Origin of the sequence: Aeromonas sp. R1-2 (assembly GCF_040908505.1) — a bacterium.
In the GTDB taxonomy this organism is placed as follows: domain Bacteria; phylum Pseudomonadota; class Gammaproteobacteria; order Enterobacterales; family Aeromonadaceae; genus Aeromonas; species Aeromonas veronii.
Map to the genome: position 1 here is coordinate 23,910 of NZ_JBFODU010000052.1, position 22,709 is coordinate 46,618.

Sequence of the window (22,709 nt, forward strand, 5' to 3'; positions counted from 1 at the left end):
CTCTGAAAGGCGGCAATACCGCCACAGATTTGAGCACTCTTGCGAGTTAAGCCCTGTGAACAGCCCTTTGCTCTCACGGCGCGATTCAAATCAACAAGGGGTATGCAGGCGGCTCATACAGAGCTAGGCGAACAGGTCTCCCAGTAGCCGAAATGGCTGTATACCAACAGGGATAGGGGTGGGCGCGATACCCAAGCCGTCAGTATCTGGCCGCTTGGGTATTTTTATTTTCCCCCTGCAACCTCCCCCTCACCCCACCCCTCTCCCGCAAGGGGAGAGGGGGCTAAAGAAGATCGGTCGCTAAAAACAGCAACCGCCATCACCCCTCCCCTTTATCAGCTGGCGGTTTGCTGGCCGACGTAGCAGCAACCAGTTGCGGCTCATCGGGCTCGGCCTGCGGGATCTGCATCTTCTTGTGGGCCCAGTCGAGCGGGATGCGCATGCCGCAGGCTGCCAGCTTGGGCAGGCTGTCGGCATAACGGCAGATATCCTCCGGCTCGGTCACATCAAACTCCAGCCGGGGGCTACGGCGCGGGCCCTGATAGCTCTTGCCGTTCAGGGCATAGAGGGGATAGACCAGATCGCGGGTCAGGGTGGCGGCCAGCTGGCGGAGATCTGCATCCCGTACCTCCTGACGCACCTCGTTATGGACATTACCCAGAGCATTGGTCGAGCTCTTGCCATCGGCCTGCGAGGTCAAGGTGCCCCCCAGAATGGCCTTGCTCATGGAGCGCTCGCACCACTCCATCATCACCACAAAGGGGTCGGCCTGACCGCTGGCGGCGTTCTGGAACTCAATCTCCATCCCACGCGGAATAATGCCCCCGGCGTTATGACCGATAGATAGTACCGCCTGCAGCAGAGTGGCCTTCTCTTTCTCGGTCGCCCCTTCCGGGTATTTGCCAAGGCGCACCGGCAGGCCGTAGATCTCCAAAAACTCGGCAAGATCCCGCACGCTGTAGTTCTTGAACAGAAACGGCCAGATCAGGGTACGGACAAGACCGGTGCGGGCCAGATACCCCGATTTGGACTTGGCCTTGTGCAGCAGCCAGCCAAAGGGGTTGAGGGCAACCCCTTCCTGGCTGCCGTCTCGCAAGCGCAGCTGATTGCGATCATCCGGGTGGGTCTGGAACCAGGCAGGGTCGCGCCAGACGATGCCCTTGGGGATCTGCAGCCCCTCGACCATCTCCCAGCCGCAGAACTCCTGGGCACTGAACCCCTTGAGGATCCCGTCGGTGGCATCAAAGATGGCATCATCCAACCAGGTGAAGTCCTCCAGCAGCTCCCGGATAAGCTCGGCATCGCGCTTCTCGGCTGGAGACGCATTGCGGGGCGGCTCGATTGTCCAGCTCACCCCCAGCAGGGCGCGGCGGCGTTTGCCGAGCTCACTCTGCAGGTGGGCATCCTTCTCCTCCATATCTTCGGCCAGCTCGCACTGGGCGAGCAGGCCCCCTTCCTCGGCCTCTTTCAACGCAGCCGCCGCTTTGCCGGGGGTTAGCCCGATAGTCGGGTGATCGCTGTAGTGACGGCGCAGCTGGGCCAACTTGGCATCGTTCTCGGTCTGCGGCTCTTTTTCCAGGCTCATGGTTTTGCCATGGATATCAATGATCCTGCCCATTACCAGGCTCCTCGCTCATATCGGTGATAGTCATCGTTGTTGTCGCTGCCATGGTCATCACGTTTACCTGGTAGTGGGGTGAACTCGATGGCGCCCCCCTCCATCCAGCTGGCCCGCACCGCCATGGCCAAGGCCACCGCAAAGTCACCGTGGCGCTGTTGGCCCCCTTGGCCGGTGTTCTTGCCCTTGTCGATCTTGGGGATGCCGTTGATGACCTGGATTTTCCCCAAGTCATCCTGCACGTCTGCATGGCGCGGGATGGTCAGGTTGCCATCCTCAAACTCTGCCTTGAGCTTGGGCATCCACTCCCGATACCAGGGGTCATTGAGCATCACGCACTCGATCATGCTGGCGCCCCAGCGCAGTCTGGCAGCCTCTGCCAGATAGCCGCCGTTACCGGTGGCATCGAAGGCCGCCGCCGTGAAACGGTGCAACCCCTGCAGCAGGTAGAACAGGATCTGGCGCTGACTCTCATAGGGGGCATTGACCAGCTCCACCACAAAGGGCACCTGTTTGCGCAAGTTGGTGGTGATGGAGAGCGGAACGAACACCGACAAGTCCCCCTTGCGGGCGAAGTCCTCTCCAAACGCATGGCGGCAACTGCGATCGAGCGCTTCCAGACAGGGCTTGAGGTTCTCCTCGCACCAGATATCCACCACTGCCTTGCGGGTCTCCTCGCTCGAGAGCTCAAAGTCTTTGGGGGCGGTAAAGCGCAGGATGGGGATATCCGGTTGCATCGCCCGCTCGATCAGGGTGCGCTTGATATAGACGCCGCTGCTCTGCTTGGGTACGCAGAAATACTCCTCAAGGGCATCCTCTTCGGTGGCGGTGGCCTTGAGCAGCCCCGCCTTCCAGGCGTCCTCTGCTTCCTGTGTCCAAAGGCCGCCCTTGACCTGGCAGATCCGGCGATAGAGCCCCTGGCGGCAAGCATCGTCCAGGCTGATGGTATGGATGGAATACTCTTTGCGGCCCGCGCGGCTGTCGTTGATGAGCTGGTTAAACAGGTTATCGACGCCGTTATGGGTACTGATCAACCGCACCTTGGCGCCCCACATGGTCAGCGCCATGGCGGCCTTCAACACCTCGGCCAGTCGGTCGTGGAATGCGGCCTCGTCGATGGTCACATTGCCCTGCATCCCCCGCAGGTTGGAGGGGTTACTGGAGAGCGCCTGCACCTTGAAGCCAGAGGCGAAATAGACCACGAAGGTGAGGATCGCTTTATCCTCATCGTCGGTGAACACCTCCTCCTGGATCTCACCGGCCGCCTTGTTGTACGCCTTGGCCCACATCGCTACCGCATCGATAAACTCGCGGGCCATCTCCTTGTTGCTGCCCACATAAAAGTGGTGGCAGCCCCCGGCCGTCTTGGTCTTGGAGGCCGTCAGGGCTGCATCAGCAGCCTCCGCCCAGGTGATACCGGTGCGGCGGCTCTTCTCGGCAATCTTGAGCGGGCTCTCGTCGGCAATCCAGATGCGCTGGTATGGCAGCAACACCTCGTCGGGGTTGTATTCGGTACCCAGGGTCTGGGCCAACTGTTGGGCGATAGGGGTCTGAGTAATGGAGGTCATCAGGCAATCCCCAGGATTTCGCGGCGTATCTCGGCGGCGGCTTCACCGCTCAAGCCCGCCTGAGTCACGATGGCTTCAGTCTTGGCGGCGATCTCTTCGGCAAATGCCTGGCGGATCTCTTTCTCCCGCTTGTGACTCTGCATCGCGGTCGATTCGAGCCGCTGGGCCGCCAGCATGGCGTTTTTCAGCATGTCGATATCCACCGCCTCCTCCGGGTTCTGCACCTGAGCCAGCATCGCCTTGAACAACTGGGAACGGCCCAGCTCCAGAATGAGCTTGGTGGTCTCCCCCATCGGCTTGTCGCCAAGCTGGGAGGTCAAGGCGGCCGTGGTTTCGCGCAAATCCCGCAGGTGCTGGCCGACCTGTTCAACCTGGCTGGCATGACGGCTCAACCCGGAGCGGGATAGCTTGAGATCATCGGGCAACCCCGCCTCCTCGATCAGGCCGTTGATCTCATCCAGGATGGCAGCCTGACTGTTGCCCTTGTCCCGCAGCATCTCGTTGAGCGCGTTGCGGATGGACTCAGGCAGCAGCCACACCTTGCTGGCGCGGCCTCGGGTAGGCTTCTCACTCATGCTTAATCCTCCCCTTAATCCCCAGCCCTGGGCTTCTTGACGCCGGGTACCGTTGCCCGGCCCTCTGCCGCATCCTGGCCACGACCGGTCAGGTGAGCCACCTGCACCGTAGCCAGTCGCTCGATGCGTACCAGCCCCTGCTCTTCCAGCCAGGCCAGCAGGATCTTCACCCGATCCCGCGTCACCCGGCCGGTACCCAGCTGGTCAAGGCAGTCATTGAGGATTGACTCGTTGGCGGCACCACCGATATCCAGCAGGGAGCGCAGGATCACCAGCCGCTGCTGGGCGTCCAATATTTGTTGAATGCTCATGGCTTCTCCTTCTGTACAGCGGCGAGCTCATTTTCCAACAGCAGATCGGCAAGGCGACGGGCTTGGCGCAGCTCCGGCTTCACCTCCCGCAACTCCCCCCGCAACTCGCTGATCTCCAACTGCAGCTTGTGCAGCTCACGCTCGCTCGGCAGATCAGCCAGTACCTGCTCCACCCGCTGGACTCTCTGCACCAGGGCCGTGAGGTCTTCGCGCTTGGCGTAGGTTTTGGAGAGCAAGATGATGACCACCAGACCCACCAAGCTGGCCAATGCATAAAGAGGCCCCCAGTTCTTAACGATGAATTCCCACACGGGTCGCCTCCTTGCGCTCATACAGGGTCTGGCACTCGATACAGCGCTCGGCACCAGGCTCGGCGGCAAGGCGGGAGGACGGGATGGCTTCGTCACAATCGCAACAGATACCATCGCCGTGTGGCCTTTCCCTGTTCTGGTGGGCTTCGATAATGCGCCCAGTTCGATCGGCATCGGCCAGCTGGGCACGGTCTATTTGGTCTGTCACATGACCTCTCTCGGAGCCCATCCCATTAGGCTATTTCACTTGCCATTTTGGCCCTGGGCAGTGCTCGAAAGCCTCACGTACTGCGTGTACGCTGCGGTTTCTGCGCGCTGTCCGAGACCAAACTGGCTGCGCCAATAACGCCTACTGGAACAGGCTCAAACAGTGTTTTAACGGACGGTATGGGTCGCCTTGATGCGGCCCCAGATGGCGAGCAGGCCACCCACCGCACTGGCCAGATCCACCAGAGTGGATGCCAAGCTCGCTTGGGTACCCGCATCGACCGGCACACCGAACAGACCCGCAATACCGGCCCCCACGGCAATCACACCACCGATCACGGTGCGGCTTTTAAAGGCAGACTTCGCTTGAGGTAACAGGGAATCAGGCATGATGGACTTCCTTCTTTTTGGGGTGAAATAACGGAGGTTGGCAATGACGGGCACGGGCCCGCAGGCGATCCAGTTCGGTCACCGAACGCCAGCCTTTCTCAAACAGGGATTGACGGGTCTGGTGGTGGCTATAGAGCGGGATCGCCTTCGGGTCAGCGATCTGATTGGCCAGAGCGGCCTTGAGATGGGCTTTGCGCCCATCCTTGAAGCAAGCGAGGTAACGGGGGTTCTTGAGCTCAGGAATGCCAAAGTAGCCCGCAGCCTGGATCGCGGCCGCCGCCTTCTGTTGCTTGATGGTCAGCACGCTCATGCCACCACCTCGCCAACCACGTCGGAAAGGAGGTAGCTCTGCAGACGCAGCAGCCGGTTGATCCAGCCATCGGCATTGGCCCACTGGCTCGGGTCTTTGCGCACAATGCCGTGCATGAAGCTGGCCCGCTGCATCATCAACGCCAGCAACAACTGGCCTTCACCCTTGGCGCCCAGTTGCTGCTTGAGCCTGCCAATCGATACCGGGCCAAGGCGACCATCTGCCATCACCCCCAAGACCTGCTGCAGCTGTTGGATGGCGCGTTTCGGCCCGTGATGCACCGCTGCATCAAACACGGCGATAGCGAGGGCCGGGCTTAAGCTGGCGATCAGGTCACAGCGGGCGGGCGCCCAGTAGTTCTGGCGGTAAAAGGGCTCGGTATGGGCCGGAGTCAGATCACCGATAGCGATATCGGGTACCCCATCCCGATCGAGGTCGGCCATGCCGTCCTTCTTGCCATCGGCGGCATCGGCGATGCCGTACTTGGTATGACCACCCCGGTCTGCCGGGTGGTTGACTTCCCCCCCTTCCACATCAGGACGAAGCAACCATTTAAGAGCGAGTGATAACATAAAGGCCCCTCGGTGAACTGCGTTATCAGCAGCGTACCGAGGGGCCTCTATGGCATGGGTTTATGGTGGGTTAGTTAACTTGAATGCTAGCAAAAAGCCCCTCAGCAAGTCACTGAAGGGCCGAAGCTATTCTTTTTTAAACAGTGTTGTGACCCAGCATAGAAAAGCCATCACGCCACCGGATAAAAATGCGATGTCTATGCGACTAATAATCTCGAGAACCAAGTCCATTTTGTCACTGTTGGTTACACCCAACGTTGCATACAAAATAAATGCGTAACAAACTATAAATAAGAGCGCAATTATATCAAATGTAAGATTGAATCTATGGTTGTCTTTGGTTGGCAAAAAAGATGCCAACTCTTTAAGAGTATTTGGTATGAAGTTAAACAACTGACTAAAATCAGGCATTTTATCAAATCATTTCCTTGACTGGGCCATTACTGTTTTCTTAAAGCATCAACTTTGTTCAGCTGAATGCCACAAGACCCCAGAACCCCAATGCCAGCTAAAACACCTGGAACAACATCTACCCAGCTTAGTAGACCAAAGACTGCAGACGCAATCCCCGCCCCTATGAGTAACGTCACACTATTGACGGTGGTCTTGAAGATTCTTTCACGGTGATCAAGATCGGCAGGACTCAGCATAGAACCTTCCTCCCTTACTGTTTCAGAGACTACAGAAGAGCCTTCAAAAGCTTGGCAATCGCTAGTTGGCTCGATGCTCTCTTCTTCAACGTACACGTCAGACTCACACTTGTCACGTCGTATAACACGAGAAACCTCTGTGGAAACAACGATTGGTGCTGGAGAAATCTTGACATTGCTAGCGCTAGATTGCTGCATAGGAGTCAACGAAACGACTGCAACCGCTGCGCATGAAGTTAAGACTTTAAGCACACCGTTAGAACTCCACGATGGAACTGCTTCATTGACTGAAGAACTCCGAACATAAGGAGGAAACTGCGCAGTGTTTTTTGCACCGTCTTTATGACCGTGAGTGACCATGTCTGTAGCCATCTGGATCAAGGATTGGGGCGCTGTTGCATAGAAATATCTTCAATTAGAGAGTTAAGCATATCCCTTAGACCCATAAGACTCTCTATTGACATACTAACCCCTGTTACATGTTCACGTAACGGGCTCGCCTCAATTTGACCATTCGCACGCATTACAGAGGGGTTGTGTTCATCAGTGACAAGTCCCTCTCGATTATATCGAACTCTATCAGCAAAAAATGACATCTCGATGCGACCATCCATCGGATTTACGGTGACACCACTAGCTACATGAACCTGATAGTTGGAGCTACGAGCATGTTCAACTGTCAGCATTGTTTGATTGTTAGTTGGATGTTCTGTCATTTTAGGACTCAAGCGAATTCATTTTGGTGCCAAATAGGGCTGAACTATATCACGCTAATATCGATAAATCACCATCAACCAATGACTTACTTTATCTTCATCACGAAAACTTCATGTATCAACCGACACAAATAGTCTTCCTTGTCGTTGTTTTAATGCTAATGATCTCTGCTCCGCAACCACAGCATAGGTCTGCGGAACCGAGAGGCCATGCTTACGGGCAAGCTGGTCGATATTGCGGCCATTGAACTCATCCCAGATAGCTCTGTCCCGCAGCGCTGCCTTGAGATGCTCCCCGGTGGGGATGTAGTAGGCACGCCCCCCCATGTAATGGGCCTGTACCAGCGCCAGCTTTCGCGCCTGAGCCTTGGCCTGTTCTTGCACCATTCCCCCTCTTACCAGTTCGCAGGCCAGCACATCCACCAGCTCGCTCAGGGCTTTGGGCCATTTGGCCGTCAGTTCCGAGGCCGGGACCTGGTCGAGGCGATCGACCAGTTGCCCCAACGAGGCGTGATCATCAGCAAAGAGATCCTGATTCTGTTCCATGACTCCCCCGACAAAATAGAAAAAGCGGTGCGCCGATTAGAACACAGGCCATTTTATGCGCACATTTTTTAGCGCATACTGAGTCCCTTAACTCTCTTCCCAACAAAATTCATGGAAAGGTCTGAAAACTATGGGCCGACGTTATTATCGACGGAGAAACCAGTCACTTATTACCGACACCGCCAGCACTATGCTGATGAGTTCCTGGTGGGGTGCTCTAATGCTGGGCCTGATCGGATATGGGCTTTTCTACTGGCTACTACCCGCATGGATCATCAGCAAGATTCAAGAAATCCCTCAGCTCACAACCGGTTTGGATCTCCGAACCATGGCCTTCCAAGCTGTTGCGCGCAGACTACATTGGTCTGAGTTCGTTGGAATGGCATTCCTATGGTTAGGTCTCTTGATTGCAGGTATCAAGCTGCTGGCAACGGGACTGGAACCGAGCCAACACCATTCAGGGCTGCTCGGTTTTCTAGCCCGCTTGCTGGCGCGGTGGAGTGACTAGGATTCTGCTGGCCCCTGTTTCGCCCATCAGATAAAATCCCCCTTCAATCAGCGGGTTAATGGGGTAAGCGATGAAGGTATTTCTGAGTTGGTCGGGGGAACGCAGTCGATTGGTGGCCACCTTGCTGGATGAGTGGCTGCGTTGCGTATTGCAGGCGATCCGCCCCTGGATCTCCACCAAGGATATTGACCGGGGTTCACTCTGGTTTAGCGAAATCCAAGACCAGTTGCAGGATGTGACAACCGGCATAATCTGCCTGACCCAAGAGAACAAAGAGAAACCCTGGATACTCTTTGAGGCTGGCGCACTGGCCAAGGGCCTCTCCAACTCTCGTGTCTGCACCCTGCTGATCGACCTGGAGCCCCACGATATTCGAGACCCCTTGGCTCAGTTCAACCATACCAAGCCAGACCAAGGTGGTATTTATGCCCTAGTGCATACGCTCAACAACCGCTTGGGGGATAACCGCCTAGACCCCGCTATTCTGACCAAGGTACTGGACACCTATTGGGCGCAATTTGAGCAGCAATTTCAAGCCATTATTGCTAATACCCCGGTTACTGAAAGACCAAAAACACGACCAGAGAAAGACATTCTGGCAGAAATTCTTGAGCATACACGTTCACTTAACCAACGTTTAAACCAATTGGAACGCTCACAGGAACAGCCAAAAGATACTTTTTCACTAGCTAGAACAGTGAATGATATTGAAATCAAAGACCGTGGGATTTTATGCTTAGAAATGGCAAACAGTAATATTGAACCAAAAGATATCGCCAAAGAACTTAAAGTTCCCTTGCAGTGGGTATTAAAAACCTTAGATAAATACGATGCCAAGACATCGTATACTTCTAATATGCCCTAATCTTCCTTTCCCACCACTTTTTCAGCGCCTCCAGCACTTTGACGGCCAGAGGCGCATCCAGCCAGCCCACCTCGGCCACCCCGACCCCACCGTTTAAACGGGCGGTCATCCGTTGCACCCAGTGGTTTAATGCGGTTTCCGAGCCATCCCTGATGATGCCAAGGCGGGCCATCTCGCACCAGATGGCCCTGATTTTGGCAATTTCATTGACCCTGACGTGGCTACCGGTCACCGGACTCAGCCGTCTGTTGGCGGCATGGCGAGCAGGCTTGGGCGTAAAGCCCGCCGTCTTGAAGGCAGCCAGCACCAGTTCCAGCTCCTGCTCGTTCAACAGGGCGGCGCTGCGCTTGCCGGTGTGGCTGGCCAACAGGTCGCGGTAACACTCGTCATCGAGCGCCAACGCACGGCGCCCTACCTGTACCAACCGGATCAGTCTGCTGCGTTTATCCATCACCTATCCCCTCCCCGTTCGGCCTTGCTGTCATGGTGCTGCCCGGCCACTCTCAGCTGTTGGTAGTGCTCATTGAGGCACCCCCGACACCAGCTGGAGAGCCCAGAGGCATCGCTAGCCATACCGAAAAACTCGGTATCCCATGGCCAGAACTCGCCACAACGGGGGCAGCGCTGCTCCAGCCCCAGTTCGGTGATGCAGGCCCGACCGCTTTGCAGGCGACGGGCCAGAATATGGGGAGCCAACAGGGGGCTATAGATGGCCATGGCAATCCCCGGCTTCGTGTACCCCGCCACAATCTCTGGCCAATTTCGCCTGCTGCAATTCGGCCACCAGTTGCCAGCGCATCTGGCAGGCTTCTCCGGCCAGCGCATGAAAACCACGGGCGCGCGCCTCTTTATCAAACTGTTTGAGCTGTTTGCACACAGCCCGTTTGTCAGCCGCTACCAGTGCAATGGCTGCGCTGCTGAATAACTTGGTAAGTCGAATATCCATCTCTGTTTTGGTCATCGCCGTGCTCCTTGTATCAAGACGGTGAAGACCTGGGCCCAGATCGTTTGGTTGCTCATCAGTACCCGGCCACCACACCGGGCAGACAGGGCGGCATCGTCGCCCTGTTTCGCAGCGGGCCATTACTCGAACTGCAGTGGCGTCACCCCTTGATACTCCTCGGCATTGAGGGGGGCAGGCCTCAGCCCCAGCGCCCAGAGCAAGGCGGCCTTGATGCCATCCTCATAGGTGTCGTCGGGGTAGCAGGTGCCCTCGGTTTCGGTGATCTGCTCACAGAGCAGCAGTTGCTCTTCGGCTTTTTCTACGTTGATTTCCATCACGCCTCCTCCCTATACCTTGGCCAGATCCAGGCTCATCTGGATGTAACGCCCGTGAGCGTCACGCTCGTAGAGCCGCAGATATTGGCTGGTGCCGGTCACCTGGATGGCATCGACAGCAGCTTGCATGGCCAATAGCCAATCCGGGTCATCGATATTGAGCTGGCGCAGGGAGAGCACCTGGTTCACGTCGATATGACCGCTCTTGGATACCCGAAAGGCATGGTCTACCAGAGCGCGGATCTCGCTGCTGGCGCCATCGCTCCAACGTTCGATGCACTGGTCAATTAGCGCTTTGGCGGCCTGGATCCGTTCATCAAATTTGCGGTGCTCCCCCACTGCCCGAATGAGCTTGTAACGGCCATCAAAACTGAGCAGGGTCACGTTGCCCTTGGTACCGCCCCACGCCACGCCGTACTGCTCGGCGGAGAGATCCACAAAGTCGGCGATCTGTTGCATGGCGCCAATCTTGAAGGCTGCCAGCTGCGAACGCTGCTCGCGGGCAGCAGCGATAATGGCCAGCACCACTTCATCGCGCAGCTTGTCTGCCGGGGCGATCAGGTTTTCCGGTACCCAGTGCCCCTGAGCGTTCTGGCGCATCGGGGTGGTACTGCTTGTTTGTGCTTCTTGCATGGACTTCTCCTTAATGGATCTTTTTGCTGCCGGGCACCGGAGGGCACATCACGGCGCAGTGTTGCTTTGCTGTCGCGCTCGCCAGCTCCTCCTGGTGGGCCGCGCTGCAGAATTCGAGAAACTTGGGTAACTGGCGCAGCACCACCCGCGCCAGCGCCTCGTCTTCTATCTCAAGCTGGATCTTGCTCATCTCATACCCCTTGCCAGTTTCAGGATTCTTGGCGCCAGTGCAGCAGGCACCCGCCAAAGCGCACCAGGGCAACTTCACGCACCACGCCCGCCAGACATTCACGGCTTAACACGGCGCGCGCCTGCATCTCTTTGGGCAGTGGCCCGGTAACCGCCAGCAGCGGGGTATGGCAAACCCGACTGGTGCGAACGTCATATCCCTTGGCCGTCAGCCAGTGGCTGAGTTGCTCGGCGGTCTTTTGCAAATTGCTGTGCAGATGCTTTTTCATCCCGTTCTCCTTGTGATCTCGTCACCGGGCCCACCGCGAAAGAGCCCCACCAACCCTTATTTGCCTTCTTGCTTGTCGAGCAGCCGGTTGTATTTGATGGCCATGATTTTCAGCTCTTCGGCCAGCAGCTCACTTAGGATGCGCAGGCTGCTGCTGGCATTGTCGCCATCGCTTTTGGCCTGACGGCGCAATCTCGAGAGGGTGGCCTCGGCGTCATAGCGAGCCGTTTTCTGCGACCCTTTGCCCTGCTCTACCGATAACCGCATCGGGCGGCGCAGTTGCTGCGCCTCGGTCAGCTGGCTATGGGGGCAACCGCTGCGGCATGCCTTCCAGAGCTTGATATCCATCGGACTGCTGCCCACTTCGCTGGGGCCTCGGCGTTGGTGCGCGAGACACTGATGCGCCGGGATATCACCCAGGATGGGGCACCTCACCTTGTTGCCCATCAGGGCCCCTTCCACCAGGGTCTGTACCCTTGCCATATCGCCGGGATACTTTTCGTTACAGACCTGGCTGATGGTGGTGCGAGAGAGCCCGAGCTTCTCGGCCACCTGGGCTAGCGAACTGGCCGCCACTTCGGCCTGCAACACCTCAAGCCACGTTTCCATGTGTCTCCTCCTCCCGTTGGAACGGGTATAACTGCTGCTGGTTTTGATCCCAGCAACCATGGTCACGACACAGCGGGGCATAACGGCCTGTATCCCTGACCAGCTGATAGCGTCCTGTCAGGCCGTGTCTGGCGGGTACAGGCAGCAAACTGTCAACTTTGAACAGCACTTTGACGTAACCGGCTTTTACCAACCTATCGGTGTAAAACCAGGCTTGTTTCTGACCCGTCTCTGCCGTCAGCATCAGGTCTGTCAGGGTGAAGAAGCGGCTGATCTTCATGGTGTTCCACATTTTCTGTTGATTGGTTTTGCGCTTGTTCCTGCATTTGGGCCGCTTCTGGCCACTGCTTTTGCCAATCGGTGGCATGTATTGAGCGCTAACCACTTTGAAATAGGCCGGGCGGGATACCACGCCGTCCGGGTGTTTAATGAGGTGGCCAGCGGCCAACCAGTCACGCACGACCTTGTAGATATGTGCCTCCGACATTCCCGTCACGGCGATCACGTCCTTGATCAGAAAAGTCTCTTGCTGGCACATCCATTCCCAGGCTTGCAACGTCATTAGCGTTGCTTTTGTATCAACCACTGGAATCCCTCCCGTGCTTTGTTTTTATTGGCTGTAGCCTGACGGCTAGCGGCTGCGACGCACGTCATGGAGCAGCTCGCTGGCGTCAACGTCCTCCAGCCGGATAATCCGGGCATCAGAGGCCATCGCCATTTTTTCAATCTTGTCGAGGGCCGAGACGATGGTGCGCACCACGCCATTGGAACGCTTGCGGATCAGATCCAGCAGTGCATCGTCGATCTCCACGTCCACCTCCAGCATTTCGCTGGCAATCAGGGACACGTCATCGAGATCGGCCGGTTTGAATTCGATCCACTGGGAGATGCGGTTAAACAGTTGCTTGCGCTGGCTGATGCGGCGGGCAATCTCTTCCATCCCGACCAGGATCAGGGGTTGTTCGGTGGCATCGTAGATATCGCGCAGGGTCTCCATGATGCGGGCATTGCCGACCACGTAATCGGCCTCATCCACGAAGATGGCCAGCTCTTCGGCACGGACGGATTCGATGATGCTATCGACCTGAGCACGCAGGTTATGGCGCTGGGGAATGCCGATCTCTTTGGCAATCTGTTCCAGCAGGCTGGTCACCGTGTCGGCCTTGTAGCAGCGGACATAGATGCCGTTCACTTCGTCCTGGTTGAACAGCCATTCCACAGCGGTGGTCTTGCCAAAGCCGGAGGGGCCATGGATCAGGCCAATGCCTGGCACTATGCTGGAGCGGTTGAGCAAGTTGTCGAGCAGCTGCTCGGTCTTGATCATGTTTTTGACTTCAACGATCTTGTGTTTCATAGTGGGTTTGTCCTTTGTTTTTGGGCCTTTTCGGGCTACTCGCTAACCTTTTGCCTGGGTGCGGCGGGTAGCCCGAACTTCATCCAGATGGCGGTTAATGCGTTTTGCCATCAGCTTGTGGCTGTAGAGGTATCGGGTCAGCCACTCCTTCTCCCGCTCTGTCAGCGGGGTATCCAGCTCCCGCTCTGCCAGATAGATGGCTTGCTCGTACTCGGTCTTGAGTGCTCTCGATTCCTGCCCTGCGGTGGCTTGCGCCCGCTGCGCTTTCGCTTCTCGTCTGGCTTCTATGGCGGCCAGCTCTGCCGCATTGAAACGGGCGGGTTCAGCGGGGGTTGAGACCCCGGTGAGCGCGGCCAATGCCGGGTTATCGAGGGTGAGATCGCGCCGACTGAACGCTTCAATACCCTTGGCCTGATCGACGAAGTGGCGCACCACATCCTGATGGAGCTGGTCGATGCCAAAGGTCTTGGCAAGGTTGCGCATCTCGCGGCGAAAACTGGCCAACGCCTTGGCATCGGCTTTTTTGGCCGCCCGGAAGGCATCGGGACTGATGCCATTGCCCAGCAGGTCGATGTTGATAGCCTCGATCCGCTCGTTCCAATCGCCGGTGCGGTACAAGATGGCGCGGCCCACATCGCTCGGATCGAGAAAGACGCTGACCCGCTGGCTCTTCCAGTTGTGCTCCAACAGTTCGGGGGCGCTGTATTTGAGGCCACCGGCCTTGATAAAGCCTTTGGAGACGGTCGCCTCGCCGATATGGTTGAGCAGCAGATCCAGCGCAGCTTCATCGGGGATGGCGCGGCGCTGATAACGGGCCAGTTGGTACTTTTCATTGGGGCTGACCCCTAGGGCACTGTGCTTGCGGTTGTGGTAACGGGCATCGAGCCAGTTATCGAGCAGGGTTTGCAGCTCTGCGGCTGTCATGGCCAGCTCGTAAATCTCTTTTTGCGCATCCGGTTTGCGCTTCTCTTCCAGGCGCTGGGCAAAGCTCTTGCGGGCCTCTATCACCTGACGGTCTGCCACGCAGTGGCCGATATAGGAGGGCAACAGCTCTATCAGGCCATGGCTCAAGGTGCGGAAAAACCGCTCGATATGGGGTTTCTCCCACCCCGAGTAGGCGTTGGAGCGGCTGATGTTCATACCAAGCAGAGTGCAGATGGACATGACCCGCTGGCTCACGTAGTCAGAGCCGTTATCGGTGCGCATCACGCCGTTATCGTTGAGGGTGCCCCAGGCCAGCAGGGTCTTGCGCAACAGCAAGCAGATCCCTTCGCTCGATGAGCTCTTGGCCACCAGCAGACGAACGCGACGGGTATACACGTCGATCACCGCGATGATGCTGTGGCGACCATCCACCAGCATGGCATCGACCGGAGTGCTATCGAACTCCCACACGTCGTTGGGCTGGGCCATCCAGGGGTACATCTCCTCGATCGCGCTGCGGTATTTGTTGTTGTAGGCATCCGGGTTGGTGGTGTAGGTAAACGCCACCTTGTTCTCTGCCAACCATTTCACCATCCAGCGACGCAAGGAGGATTGGCTGGGGATCTGCCATCCCAGCTGGTTCATTTCGCTGTATTGGCTGGCCAGTTCGTGCAGCGCCCCCCACTTGTTGGCCAGATGGGGCTTGGTAGTGACCAGTGCGGTGAGAAACTGGGCCAGATCCGGGCTCTGTTCGACGGTTGATGGCCGCTCCCGCTGATAGTTGCCAGCCAGGGCTGCGGGGCCTTCATCCGCCAGCGCACTTTGCCAGCGGCGCAGGGTGATCAGACTGAATGGCTTTTGCCTTTCATAAACGCTGACAGGCAGGGCTAGAGTGCGGGCGCGGTATGCCTCGATAAAGGCGCGGCGACCCACCTCCCCTTGCTGGCAGGCGTGATAGGGGGCCAGGAAGATATCGGCGGCCTGCAGGATGAGCAGTCTGGCATCGACCTTCTGGCGAGCCCCCTCCCCCAAAGTCAGCAATTTGCGGCCTGCCTCCGGTTTGACCGGCACCTCGCGTGCCAGCAACTTGGCCATGGCCTTGCCACCCGCTGCATGATCGGTCACTGCATGGCCTTGTGTGGCCACAGCCTGTTCTGCCAGGTAACGGCGGGTTTCAATCGGCAGTGAGCCAATGTGGTATTCGGCCCCTTTGCCTTTCTCGCGCTTGCGGCTTTGCCACTCTTCACGCTCGGCCTTTTTGCGCACACCATCGGGGTAAGCGGGCATGCCGACCAATCCGGCCAGCGCCTGGGCGGTGTACCAGGTGCTCATTGGTCACCTCCCAGCAGGTCGATCCCCAGCGACTCGGACAGCAGGGCCATGATGGCGCGGCTTTCCCGACGCTTGGGGCTAATCCCTCTGGCCGGAGCATAGTGTTTGATGCAACGCTGTACGGCTCGGGGGTGCAACCCTTTAGCGCGGGCCCAAGCAGCTTGGGAATATCCGCATTTTATGAGCTCAGCCCTGATCCACTCTGGTGTTTTCCCTGACATACTCACCCCGTTTCGGTATCATCAAGTGTCGCAGTGCGTATCTTTATCATTCATAAAAGAATGATTTTATGTCGCAATGCGTCACATATGAATGATTGATCACCCCAAAAAGATTGACAAGTCTTTTTGTGCGGAATTTTTTGTCTACCGACTCACCAGCATTAGCCACTAGCCGAGAATTCCTTGTATGTCAGAGCGTTATGAAGAAAAACCACAAGCAGCACAAAAAGACGGTGAGGTATCTTTTCTGACGGCGGGAATGGATACTTTGAGTGACCGTCTGGATGAGCTGCGCGGGAGCCTGAGCTACAAGGCATTTGCCGAACTGGTGGGGATGAGTGAGTCGGGGATGCGCAAATACTTCCCACCGTTTAATTCGCTGCCCACCATCGACAAGGCGCTGCGCATCGCGCGGACGTTCAATGTGAATCTGGAGTGGCTGGCCACCGGTCAGGGCCCGAAACACCCCGATGGAGCGGCCGAGCAGATGGTGCAACGTGAGGAGTTTGATGAGGAGTACGCGCTGATCGATGGCTACCATGTCACCGTCAGTACCGGCCATGGTGCGTTTAATGATGATCATGAGGTTAAACGCAAGCTGGCCTTTCGCCGCAAGTGGCTCACGTTTCGCAAGTTAAACCCGGATAACCTGGTGGTGGTCTTCGCCAAAGGCGACAGCATGGAGCCCACCATCCACTCTGGTGACTCTATCCTGGTCGATATCAGCAAGAATCAGATCGAAGATGGATCCATCTTCGTGTTGCGCCTGGGGGAAGAGCTCTACGCCAAGCGCCTGCAGAAAAACTTCGATGGTGGGATCACCATCATCAGCGACAACCGCGATGATTACCCCCTGCAGGTCGTTCCAGCCAACCAGCTGGAGAACCTGGCCGTGATCGGCAAGGTAGTCTGGGCCGGGCACGATTTTTTTTAGCCAAAAACATCCTAACAACTCCGCCAGTTAGGATTTCGTGACCTGTTTACAAAGGGATTAAACAATCCCAATTAAAACTAGGCATTACGCCTAGTTTTTCATTTTCAGCGCATTGGCTAGCAGCTTGACTCGAAAGTTTTCATTTTGCGGTTAAACGGCTTGGCTTAACCGCATCACGCCACAAGCCCCGCTATTCCTGAGTTTGTCCCGCCATTTCCCACTTGTTTTCACCAGCTCCCGGTTTTTCATTCTTGGTGGTGGGTTACAGGAGCCCGCCTGATCGGTTGGGATCGCCAGCATGAAGATCAGGTTGACCGGCTCAGGGCCGTCGATCCCCTCCCAGCCCAGCTCCTCGCTCAGGGTAGCGACGGCAAAGGCTGCTTCACGCACCGCATCACACTTGCCGTGGGGTACCGCCAGCCCTTCGCCAAGGGCGGTGGGGCCCTGCGCCTCGCGGGCCATGACCGCAGCCAGAAAGGCGGCCTTGTCGTGCAGCTTGCCGGCCTGATCGAGCCGATCAGCCAGGGCATGAATGGCCGCATCCCGATCGGCAAACCGGGTTTGCAGCGTGATGAGATGGGGGCCGGTAAGACTGGTCAGATTCATGATGATCCTCTGTCAGGTTGGCTTGCCAGCAAGCCGTCATGGTGAAAGTGACAGCGATGCTAACAAACCGGCCGACTGATTTTTGTGAGTGGTATCATACAATTCGTTATTTGTATTGTTCTTGTATTGTTTTATCGGGGTGATTTGTTAGGTCAAATGAGGCCGAGCCGTTTTGTCTGCCGGGTAACTGGGGTAGAATGGCGCCTCTTCCATTTATCATGGCGCAGAGCCGACGAGGTGGCCTTTCGTGTCGAAAAAACCCATGTATCGCCAGATAGCCGACACCATCCAGCAGTGGATTGCGCAAGGGGAGCTGGCCCCTGGCGATGCCCTGCCCACCGAAGCCGAGTTGCGCGAGCAGTTCGGGGTGAGCCGGGTGACGGTGCGTCAGGCCCTCAAGCAGCTGACCGAACTCAACGTCATCGAGAGCATTCAGGGCAGCGGCAGCTATGTGCGGCAGGAGAAGGTGAACTACGACATCTATCAGCTCACCAGCCTCTACGAGAAGGTGACCGATCCTGCGGCCGAGACCCACAGCGACATTCTTGCCTTCGAGGTGATCAAGGCAAGCAGCGAGCTGGCCGAGCGGCTCAATCTGCTGGAAGGGGCGCTGGTCTATTACGTCAAGCGGGTGCGCTTTATTCGCCAGATCGCGGTAACGCTGGAGGAGACCTGGATGCCGCTCGCCCTCTTCCCCGACCTCAGCTATGCGGTGATGCAGGGTTCCAAGTACCACTACATCGAAGAGGTGAAGCAGCTGGTGATTGACCGCAGCGAGCAGGAGATCATTCCGGTGCTCCCTTCGGCGCAGGTGGTGGAGGCGCTCGGTATCGATCCAGCCAAGCCCATTATCGAGAAGGTCTCCCGCGGCTTCTTGCAAGATGGCACCGTGTTCGAGTTCAGTCGCAACTTCTTCAAGAGCGATGACTACAAGTTCACTCTGGTGGCGCGCCGTACCAAGGGGTGAGCGGTTGCCAGCACCCGAGATACAAAAGGCCACCACCGTGTTTGCGGTGGTGGCCTTTGTTTTTGGCTGATTGCTAGGCTGAATAGCAGATTGGCGGGTGGTTTGATGCAGCCGATCTACTGCGCTGAGTCGTTGATAACTCCCTCGACCCGTACCTGCAAGCTCCCTTGCGCCAGGGTGGTGACGAGCTGATCGCCACTGTTGACCTGATCGGCGCGGCTGATGACTTCGCCACGCGCAGTGCGGGTGATGGAGTAGCCGCGCCCCAGGGTGGCAAGCGGGCTCACCCCGTCGAGGCGGGTGGTGAGCATGGCGAGGCGGTGGCTCGCCAGATCCTGGCGCTTGGCAATCAGGGTATGAAGCCGCTCCTCGGCCAGCTGGTGGCGGCGCTTGCCGGCAGCCAGCAAGCGCTCCGGGCTCTTGCCCTGCAGGCGCAGCTCAAGATTGGTGAGGCGTCGTTCCCCCTGATGCAACCGCTGGCGCAATAGCTGTTGCAAACGGGTGGAAAGCTCATCGAGGCGCTGGGACTGCTGTTCCAGTCGCCGCTTCGGGTCCTGATGGTCGAGCCGCTTTTGCAGCAGGATGAAATCGTGGCGGGCTGCGGTCTGCTGGCGGTTCATTGCCTGCAGAAGTCGCTGCTTGAGGTGAACGAGACGCTGGGCCCGGGTGCTCTGATCCGGCGCCACCAGCTCGGCGGCGGCCGACGGGGTAGGGGCACGCAAGTCGGCGGCAAAGTCGCTGATGGTGACATCCACCTCGTGGCCCACCGCGCTCACCACAGGTATGGCGGAGTGGGCAATGGCACGCGCCACCGCCTCTTCGTTAAAGCACCAGAGATCTTCAAGCGACCCGCCGCCGCGCCCGACGATCAGCACATCCACCTCGGCGCGCTGGTTCGCTTTGGCGATCGCCGCGACGATCTGGCTGATGGCGGCGCTCCCCTGTACCTGGGTCGGGTAGATAAAGACCGGCAGATCCGGCGCGCGCCGTTTAAGCACCGTCAGCATATCGTGCAGGGCGGCACCGGTGGCGGAGGTGATAAGGCCCACCGCCCGCGGTTCACGGGGCAGCGGCCGCTTGCGGCCTTCGTCAAACAGCCCCTCGGCGCCGAGACGGCGCTTGAGCTCTTCAAAACGCAGGGCCAATACGCCATCGCCTGCGGGCTGCATCGACTCGATGATCAGCTGGTAGTCGCCGCGCGGCTCATAGAGGGAGACCCGCGCCTGCACCAGTACCTGCATGCCATCCTGCGGGCGAAACGCCACCCGCCGGTTGTTGCCCTTGAACATGGCGCAGCGCACCTGCGCCGACATGTCCTTGAGGGAGAAGTACCAGTGGCCGGAGCTTGGCATCGCCAGATTGGAGAGCTCGCCGGTCAGCCACACCAGCCCCAGATCCTGCTCCAGGATCATGCGCACGGCGCTGTTGAGGCGGGTGACGGTAAAGACCTGCTGCTCACGGCCGCTCGCCGCACTGGATGGGGTAAATCGGTTCAAAGGCGTACCTGTAGTCTGCCCCGGCGGTGCCGGGATAAAACGATGGCCGCTATCTTAACCCGAAACAGGGGGAGGGCGTTAAGCAGGAGGCGCCAGCAGCAGAAAAGCAAGATTGGAAACGCTGCCGTTTATCCGTGCAGGCAGTATGGCTTCCGATAAAAGCCCTCGCGCTTGCCTGCATCGGGCCAAGTTGCGGCTTGCCTAGATGCTGTTGATATCTCAGGTGCTGCTGATGTTCACGGCGCCACCATCTTGACCAGCGTTCACTCGCCCCCTGTTTGGAGTAGCTTATGAATCCCTCAATCCACTTAAGTTTGACGACCCGTTTGCTGCACTGGTCGGTTGCCTTGCTGATGATTGGCCTGACCCTTGTGGGTTATCTGATGGTTAAATTTGAAATATGGGATCTCTATGCGCTGCATAAATCTCTGGGGGTGATTGCACTGATCTTGATCCTGCCCCGCGCCATTCTCCGCCTTGTTAAAGGGTGGCCTGAGCCTGTGCGTCAATATCCTGTTTACGAGGCATTGGCAGCCAGGGCGATCCACTGGAGTTTGCTGATTTCAACGCTGCTTATTCCGGTGTCCGGTCTCTGTTATTCCGCTGCGGCTGGCCGAGGTGTTGCGATATTTGGCTGGTCTATTATTCCGATGAATCCAGATACCCGTGATCCTGCCAACGTGATTCCATTCAGTGAATCCGTTCGGGATATTGCTCACACAATCCATATTTATTTGCCATATGTAATGCTGGCATTTTTGCTGGTGCACATTGTCGGGGCGTTGAAACATCATCTGCTGGATAAAGATAATACCTTGCTGCGGATGGTGGGGCGAAAATAATAAAGAGAGGCACTCCTTGCTGTGCAAGAAGATATATATTGGCAGCGGGCTAAATTTATTAGCCAGACCGAGCAAAGGACATGGAGAGGAGAATGATACCGGTGCGAGTGGTCGCCGCGAGGGCAAGAGAGAATACAAGGACACAAAACAAGGGGAGGGTGGTCAGAGGCCGCTTGCCCCCTGAGCCCCTGTCGACCATCCCTTGGCATGGGGGTTGGGCTGCGTCGGCACCTACCGGTTTTGCATAAATCACCGGTTAGCCAACTCTTTTGCCCCGAAACGGCGCTTTTCGTACTGATAATCTTGGTTTTTTGGCGTTTTGGCCGCCTAAAAGAGGGCTATGCCATAAAAAATTCAAAAAACTTCTTTACCAGTGACCAATGCGTGAGTAAACTTCGTCGGCAATATTTTACACCCCCACTTCCTCAACGGTGAGATATTGCCATGCTCAGGATTGCCAAAGAAGCGTTAACCTTCGACGATGTACTGTTGGTTCCCGCCCACTCCGAAGTTCTTCCCAATACTGCCGATCTGCGTACCAAGCTGACCTCCGCCATCAGCTTGAACATCCCGATGATTTCCGCTGCCATGGACACAGTGACCGAAGCCCGTCTGGCTATCGCACTGGCCCAAGAAGGCGGTATCGGCTTTATCCACAAGAACATGTCCATCGAGCAGCAGGCTGCCGAAGTGCGCAAGGTCAAGAAGTACGAGAGCGGCGTGGTTACTGACCCCGTCACCGTGCGCCCTGACATGACCATCGCCCAAATCAAGGAGCTGAGCCACAAGAATGGCTTCGCCGGTTACCCCGTGGTGACTGACGGCAATCAGCTGGTCGGTATCATCACCGGCCGTGACGTGCGCTTCGTGATTGACCTCTCCCAGACCGTTGAACAGATCATGACCCAGAAAGATCGTCTGGTCACCGTGCGTGAAGGTGCCCCTCGCGAAGAGGTGGTAGCCCTGATGCAAAAGCACCGCATCGAAAAAGTGCTGGTGGTGAACGCCGACTTCAAACTCAAGGGCATGATCACCGTTAAAGATTTCCAGAAAGCCGAGCGCAAGCCCCACGCCTGTAAAGATGACAAGGGTCGTCTGCGGGTCGGTGCTGCGGTCGGTGCCGGTGCCGGTAACGAAGAGCGCGTCGCCGCGCTGGTGGAAGCCGGTGTTGACGTGCTGCTGATCGACTCCTCCCACGGCCACTCCCAGGGCGTGCTGGATCGCATCAAGGCCACTCGCGACGCCTATCCGGATCTGCAGATCATCGGTGGCAACGTGGCGACCGCCGCGGGCGCCAAGGCGCTGGCTGCTGCCGGTGTCAATGCGGTCAAGGTCGGTATCGGCCCGGGCTCCATCTGTACTACCCGTATCGTGACCGGTGTGGGCGTGCCCCAGATCACTGCCATCTCCGACGCCGTTGACGCGCTGGAAGGCACCGGTATTCCGGTGATTGCCGATGGCGGTATCCGCTTCTCCGGCGACATCGCCAAGGCCATTGCCGCGGGCGCCAGCTGCGTCATGGTCGGTTCCATGTTCGCCGGTACTGAAGAAGCGCCGGGCGAGATCGAGCTCTATCAGGGTCGCTCCTTCAAATCCTACCGTGGTATGGGTTCATTGGGCGCCATGTCCAAAGGCTCCAGCGACCGCTACTTCCAGACCGACAACGCCGCCGACAAGCTGGTGCCGGAAGGCATCGAAGGTCGCGTGCCGTACAAGGGTCGCCTCAAAGAGATCATCCACCAGCAGATGGGCGGCCTGCGCTCCTCCATGGGCCTGACCGGCAGCGCCACCATCGACGACATGCGTACTAAAGCTGAATTCGTGCGCATCTCCGGCGCCGGGATGAAAGAGTCCCACGTCCACGATGTGACCATTACCAAAGAAGCCCCCAACTATCGGATGGGCTGAT

The 22,709-nt window shown here is 57.6% G+C and carries 31 protein-coding genes and 1 other RNA gene; 6 read left to right on the forward strand and 26 right to left on the reverse strand.

Going from position 1 to position 22,709, the window contains the following annotated elements; genetic code table 11:
• Positions 1 to 319: 319 nt before the first annotated feature.
• The 12 genes from AB5Y76_RS17915 to AB5Y76_RS17970 all read right to left on the reverse strand — a co-directional run bounded on the left by AB5Y76_RS17915 (position 320) and on the right by AB5Y76_RS17970 (position 7,774).
• Positions 320 to 1,618, reverse strand: a complete 1,299-nt coding sequence (locus AB5Y76_RS17915; RefSeq protein WP_368177787.1) for a DUF935 domain-containing protein — start codon at positions 1,616 to 1,618, stop codon at positions 320 to 322.
• A complete protein-coding gene (locus AB5Y76_RS17920; protein WP_368177788.1) occupies positions 1,618 to 3,186 on the reverse strand; it encodes a terminase family protein in 1,569 nt (522 codons plus the stop codon). Before AB5Y76_RS17920 ends, AB5Y76_RS17915 begins: the two co-directional genes overlap by 1 nt.
• A complete protein-coding gene (locus AB5Y76_RS17925) occupies positions 3,186 to 3,761 on the reverse strand; it encodes a DUF3486 family protein (RefSeq protein ID WP_106843604.1) in 576 nt (191 codons plus the stop codon). Before AB5Y76_RS17925 ends, AB5Y76_RS17920 begins: the two co-directional genes overlap by 1 nt.
• Positions 3,762 to 3,775: 14 nt before the next feature.
• The gene (locus AB5Y76_RS17930) at positions 3,776 to 4,072 is read right to left on the reverse strand and encodes a hypothetical protein (RefSeq protein ID WP_068982158.1); all 297 of its coding nucleotides are present in this window, start codon (positions 4,070 to 4,072) and stop codon (positions 3,776 to 3,778) included.
• Positions 4,069 to 4,383 (reverse strand): DUF2730 family protein, encoded by a 315-nt coding sequence (locus AB5Y76_RS17935; RefSeq protein WP_016350122.1) that lies wholly within the window; start codon positions 4,381 to 4,383, stop codon positions 4,069 to 4,071. Before AB5Y76_RS17935 ends, AB5Y76_RS17930 begins: the two co-directional genes overlap by 4 nt.
• Positions 4,364 to 4,591: a TraR/DksA C4-type zinc finger protein gene (locus AB5Y76_RS17940; RefSeq protein ID WP_368177789.1), complete on the reverse strand. Its 228-nt coding sequence runs from the start codon at positions 4,589 to 4,591 to the stop codon at positions 4,364 to 4,366. The genes AB5Y76_RS17935 and AB5Y76_RS17940 overlap by 20 nt, the downstream gene beginning before the upstream one ends.
• Before the next feature lie 167 nt (positions 4,592 to 4,758).
• A complete protein-coding gene (locus AB5Y76_RS17945; protein ID WP_005353373.1) occupies positions 4,759 to 4,980 on the reverse strand; it encodes a hypothetical protein in 222 nt (73 codons plus the stop codon).
• Complete coding sequence (locus AB5Y76_RS17950; RefSeq protein ID WP_368177790.1) at positions 4,973 to 5,290, reverse strand: hypothetical protein; 318 nt, start codon at positions 5,288 to 5,290, stop codon at positions 4,973 to 4,975. Before AB5Y76_RS17950 ends, AB5Y76_RS17945 begins: the two co-directional genes overlap by 8 nt.
• Positions 5,287 to 5,862, reverse strand: coding sequence for a glycoside hydrolase family 108 protein (locus tag AB5Y76_RS17955; RefSeq protein WP_368177791.1), 576 nt, complete (start codon positions 5,860 to 5,862; stop codon positions 5,287 to 5,289). Before AB5Y76_RS17955 ends, AB5Y76_RS17950 begins: the two co-directional genes overlap by 4 nt.
• A 440-nt stretch (positions 5,863 to 6,302) precedes the next feature.
• Positions 6,303 to 6,884, reverse strand: coding sequence for a hypothetical protein (locus AB5Y76_RS17960; RefSeq protein ID WP_257124841.1), 582 nt, complete (start codon positions 6,882 to 6,884; stop codon positions 6,303 to 6,305).
• Between the two features lie 5 nt (positions 6,885 to 6,889).
• Positions 6,890 to 7,228 (reverse strand): hypothetical protein, encoded by a 339-nt coding sequence (locus tag AB5Y76_RS17965; RefSeq protein ID WP_257124840.1) that lies wholly within the window; start codon positions 7,226 to 7,228, stop codon positions 6,890 to 6,892.
• A gap of 111 nt (positions 7,229 to 7,339) precedes the next feature.
• Positions 7,340 to 7,774 (reverse strand): Mor transcription activator family protein, encoded by a 435-nt coding sequence (locus tag AB5Y76_RS17970; protein WP_368177792.1) that lies wholly within the window; start codon positions 7,772 to 7,774, stop codon positions 7,340 to 7,342.
• A 130-nt stretch (positions 7,775 to 7,904) separates the two neighbouring features.
• Between AB5Y76_RS17970 and AB5Y76_RS17975 the strand changes: the two genes are divergently transcribed.
• Together AB5Y76_RS17975 and AB5Y76_RS17980 are read left to right on the forward strand one after the other, a co-directional pair.
• Positions 7,905 to 8,282: a hypothetical protein gene (locus AB5Y76_RS17975; protein WP_368177793.1), complete on the forward strand. Its 378-nt coding sequence runs from the start codon at positions 7,905 to 7,907 to the stop codon at positions 8,280 to 8,282.
• A gap of 70 nt (positions 8,283 to 8,352) precedes the next feature.
• A complete protein-coding gene (locus AB5Y76_RS17980; protein ID WP_368177794.1) occupies positions 8,353 to 9,147 on the forward strand; it encodes a toll/interleukin-1 receptor domain-containing protein in 795 nt (264 codons plus the stop codon).
• On the opposite strand, the gene AB5Y76_RS17985 is transcribed toward AB5Y76_RS17980, so the two are convergent.
• From AB5Y76_RS17985 to AB5Y76_RS18040, 12 genes are all read right to left on the reverse strand, one after another.
• Positions 9,134 to 9,598 carry a gp16 family protein gene (locus tag AB5Y76_RS17985; RefSeq protein WP_368177795.1) on the reverse strand — a complete coding sequence of 155 codons (465 nt, stop codon included), beginning with the start codon at positions 9,596 to 9,598 and terminating at the stop codon, positions 9,134 to 9,136. The genes AB5Y76_RS17980 and AB5Y76_RS17985 overlap by 14 nt on opposite strands.
• Entirely contained in the window at positions 9,598 to 9,864 is a 267-nt protein-coding gene (locus tag AB5Y76_RS17990) for a hypothetical protein (protein ID WP_368177796.1), read from the reverse strand. The genes AB5Y76_RS17985 and AB5Y76_RS17990 overlap by 1 nt, the downstream gene beginning before the upstream one ends.
• On the reverse strand, positions 9,851 to 10,108 hold the full coding sequence (locus AB5Y76_RS17995; protein ID WP_368177797.1) for a hypothetical protein: 258 nt from the start codon (positions 10,106 to 10,108) through the stop codon (positions 9,851 to 9,853). The genes AB5Y76_RS17990 and AB5Y76_RS17995 overlap by 14 nt, the downstream gene beginning before the upstream one ends.
• A 45-nt stretch (positions 10,109 to 10,153) precedes the next feature.
• Positions 10,154 to 10,223, reverse strand: an RNA gene (locus AB5Y76_RS18000) — hammerhead ribozyme type II.
• Positions 10,224 to 10,230: 7 nt separating this feature from the next.
• Positions 10,231 to 10,425, reverse strand: a complete 195-nt coding sequence (locus tag AB5Y76_RS18005; protein ID WP_368177798.1) for a hypothetical protein — start codon at positions 10,423 to 10,425, stop codon at positions 10,231 to 10,233.
• Between the two features lie 12 nt (positions 10,426 to 10,437).
• Complete coding sequence (locus AB5Y76_RS18010; protein ID WP_167567774.1) at positions 10,438 to 11,058, reverse strand: DUF3164 family protein; 621 nt, start codon at positions 11,056 to 11,058, stop codon at positions 10,438 to 10,440.
• 10 nt (positions 11,059 to 11,068) lie between these two features.
• Complete coding sequence (locus tag AB5Y76_RS18015; RefSeq protein ID WP_368177799.1) at positions 11,069 to 11,248, reverse strand: hypothetical protein; 180 nt, start codon at positions 11,246 to 11,248, stop codon at positions 11,069 to 11,071.
• A 19-nt stretch (positions 11,249 to 11,267) separates the two neighbouring features.
• Positions 11,268 to 11,516, reverse strand: coding sequence for a hypothetical protein (locus AB5Y76_RS18020; protein WP_005353401.1), 249 nt, complete (start codon positions 11,514 to 11,516; stop codon positions 11,268 to 11,270).
• A 56-nt stretch (positions 11,517 to 11,572) separates the two neighbouring features.
• Positions 11,573 to 12,124 (reverse strand): transcriptional regulator, encoded by a 552-nt coding sequence (locus tag AB5Y76_RS18025; RefSeq protein WP_041217404.1) that lies wholly within the window; start codon positions 12,122 to 12,124, stop codon positions 11,573 to 11,575.
• Entirely contained in the window at positions 12,108 to 12,686 is a 579-nt protein-coding gene (locus AB5Y76_RS18030; RefSeq protein WP_052143514.1) for a hypothetical protein, read from the reverse strand. Before AB5Y76_RS18030 ends, AB5Y76_RS18025 begins: the two co-directional genes overlap by 17 nt.
• Before the next feature lie 69 nt (positions 12,687 to 12,755).
• On the reverse strand, positions 12,756 to 13,478 hold the full coding sequence (locus tag AB5Y76_RS18035) for an AAA family ATPase (protein WP_029300291.1): 723 nt from the start codon (positions 13,476 to 13,478) through the stop codon (positions 12,756 to 12,758).
• Between the two features lie 42 nt (positions 13,479 to 13,520).
• Positions 13,521 to 15,734, reverse strand: coding sequence for a DNA-binding protein (locus tag AB5Y76_RS18040; RefSeq protein WP_368177800.1), 2,214 nt, complete (start codon positions 15,732 to 15,734; stop codon positions 13,521 to 13,523).
• Positions 15,735 to 16,142: 408 nt separating this feature from the next.
• On the opposite strand from AB5Y76_RS18040, the gene AB5Y76_RS18045 reads away from it, so the two are divergent.
• Positions 16,143 to 16,889: a helix-turn-helix transcriptional regulator gene (locus AB5Y76_RS18045; RefSeq protein ID WP_081318870.1), complete on the forward strand. Its 747-nt coding sequence runs from the start codon at positions 16,143 to 16,145 to the stop codon at positions 16,887 to 16,889.
• A gap of 150 nt (positions 16,890 to 17,039) precedes the next feature.
• Here AB5Y76_RS18045 and AB5Y76_RS18050 read toward each other — a convergent pair whose 3' ends face one another.
• Positions 17,040 to 17,495, reverse strand: a complete 456-nt coding sequence (locus AB5Y76_RS18050; RefSeq protein ID WP_368177802.1) for a PTS sugar transporter subunit IIA — start codon at positions 17,493 to 17,495, stop codon at positions 17,040 to 17,042.
• Between the two features lie 247 nt (positions 17,496 to 17,742).
• Here AB5Y76_RS18050 and AB5Y76_RS18055 point away from each other — a divergent pair, with 247 nt between their 5' ends.
• Positions 17,743 to 18,462 carry a GntR family transcriptional regulator gene (locus AB5Y76_RS18055; RefSeq protein WP_005360030.1) on the forward strand — a complete coding sequence of 240 codons (720 nt, stop codon included), beginning with the start codon at positions 17,743 to 17,745 and terminating at the stop codon, positions 18,460 to 18,462.
• A gap of 116 nt (positions 18,463 to 18,578) precedes the next feature.
• Here the strand turns inward: AB5Y76_RS18055 and xseA are convergent, their stop codons facing one another.
• Complete coding sequence (xseA, locus tag AB5Y76_RS18060; RefSeq protein WP_263717096.1) at positions 18,579 to 19,958, reverse strand: exodeoxyribonuclease VII large subunit; 1,380 nt, start codon at positions 19,956 to 19,958, stop codon at positions 18,579 to 18,581.
• A 290-nt stretch (positions 19,959 to 20,248) separates the two neighbouring features.
• Here xseA and AB5Y76_RS18065 point away from each other — a divergent pair, with 290 nt between their 5' ends.
• A complete protein-coding gene (locus tag AB5Y76_RS18065) occupies positions 20,249 to 20,800 on the forward strand; it encodes a cytochrome b (protein ID WP_263717097.1) in 552 nt (183 codons plus the stop codon).
• A 444-nt stretch (positions 20,801 to 21,244) separates the two neighbouring features.
• Positions 21,245 to 22,708, forward strand: a complete 1,464-nt coding sequence (gene guaB, locus AB5Y76_RS18070) for an IMP dehydrogenase (RefSeq protein ID WP_005360033.1) — start codon at positions 21,245 to 21,247, stop codon at positions 22,706 to 22,708.
• Position 22,709 lies beyond the last annotated feature (1 nt).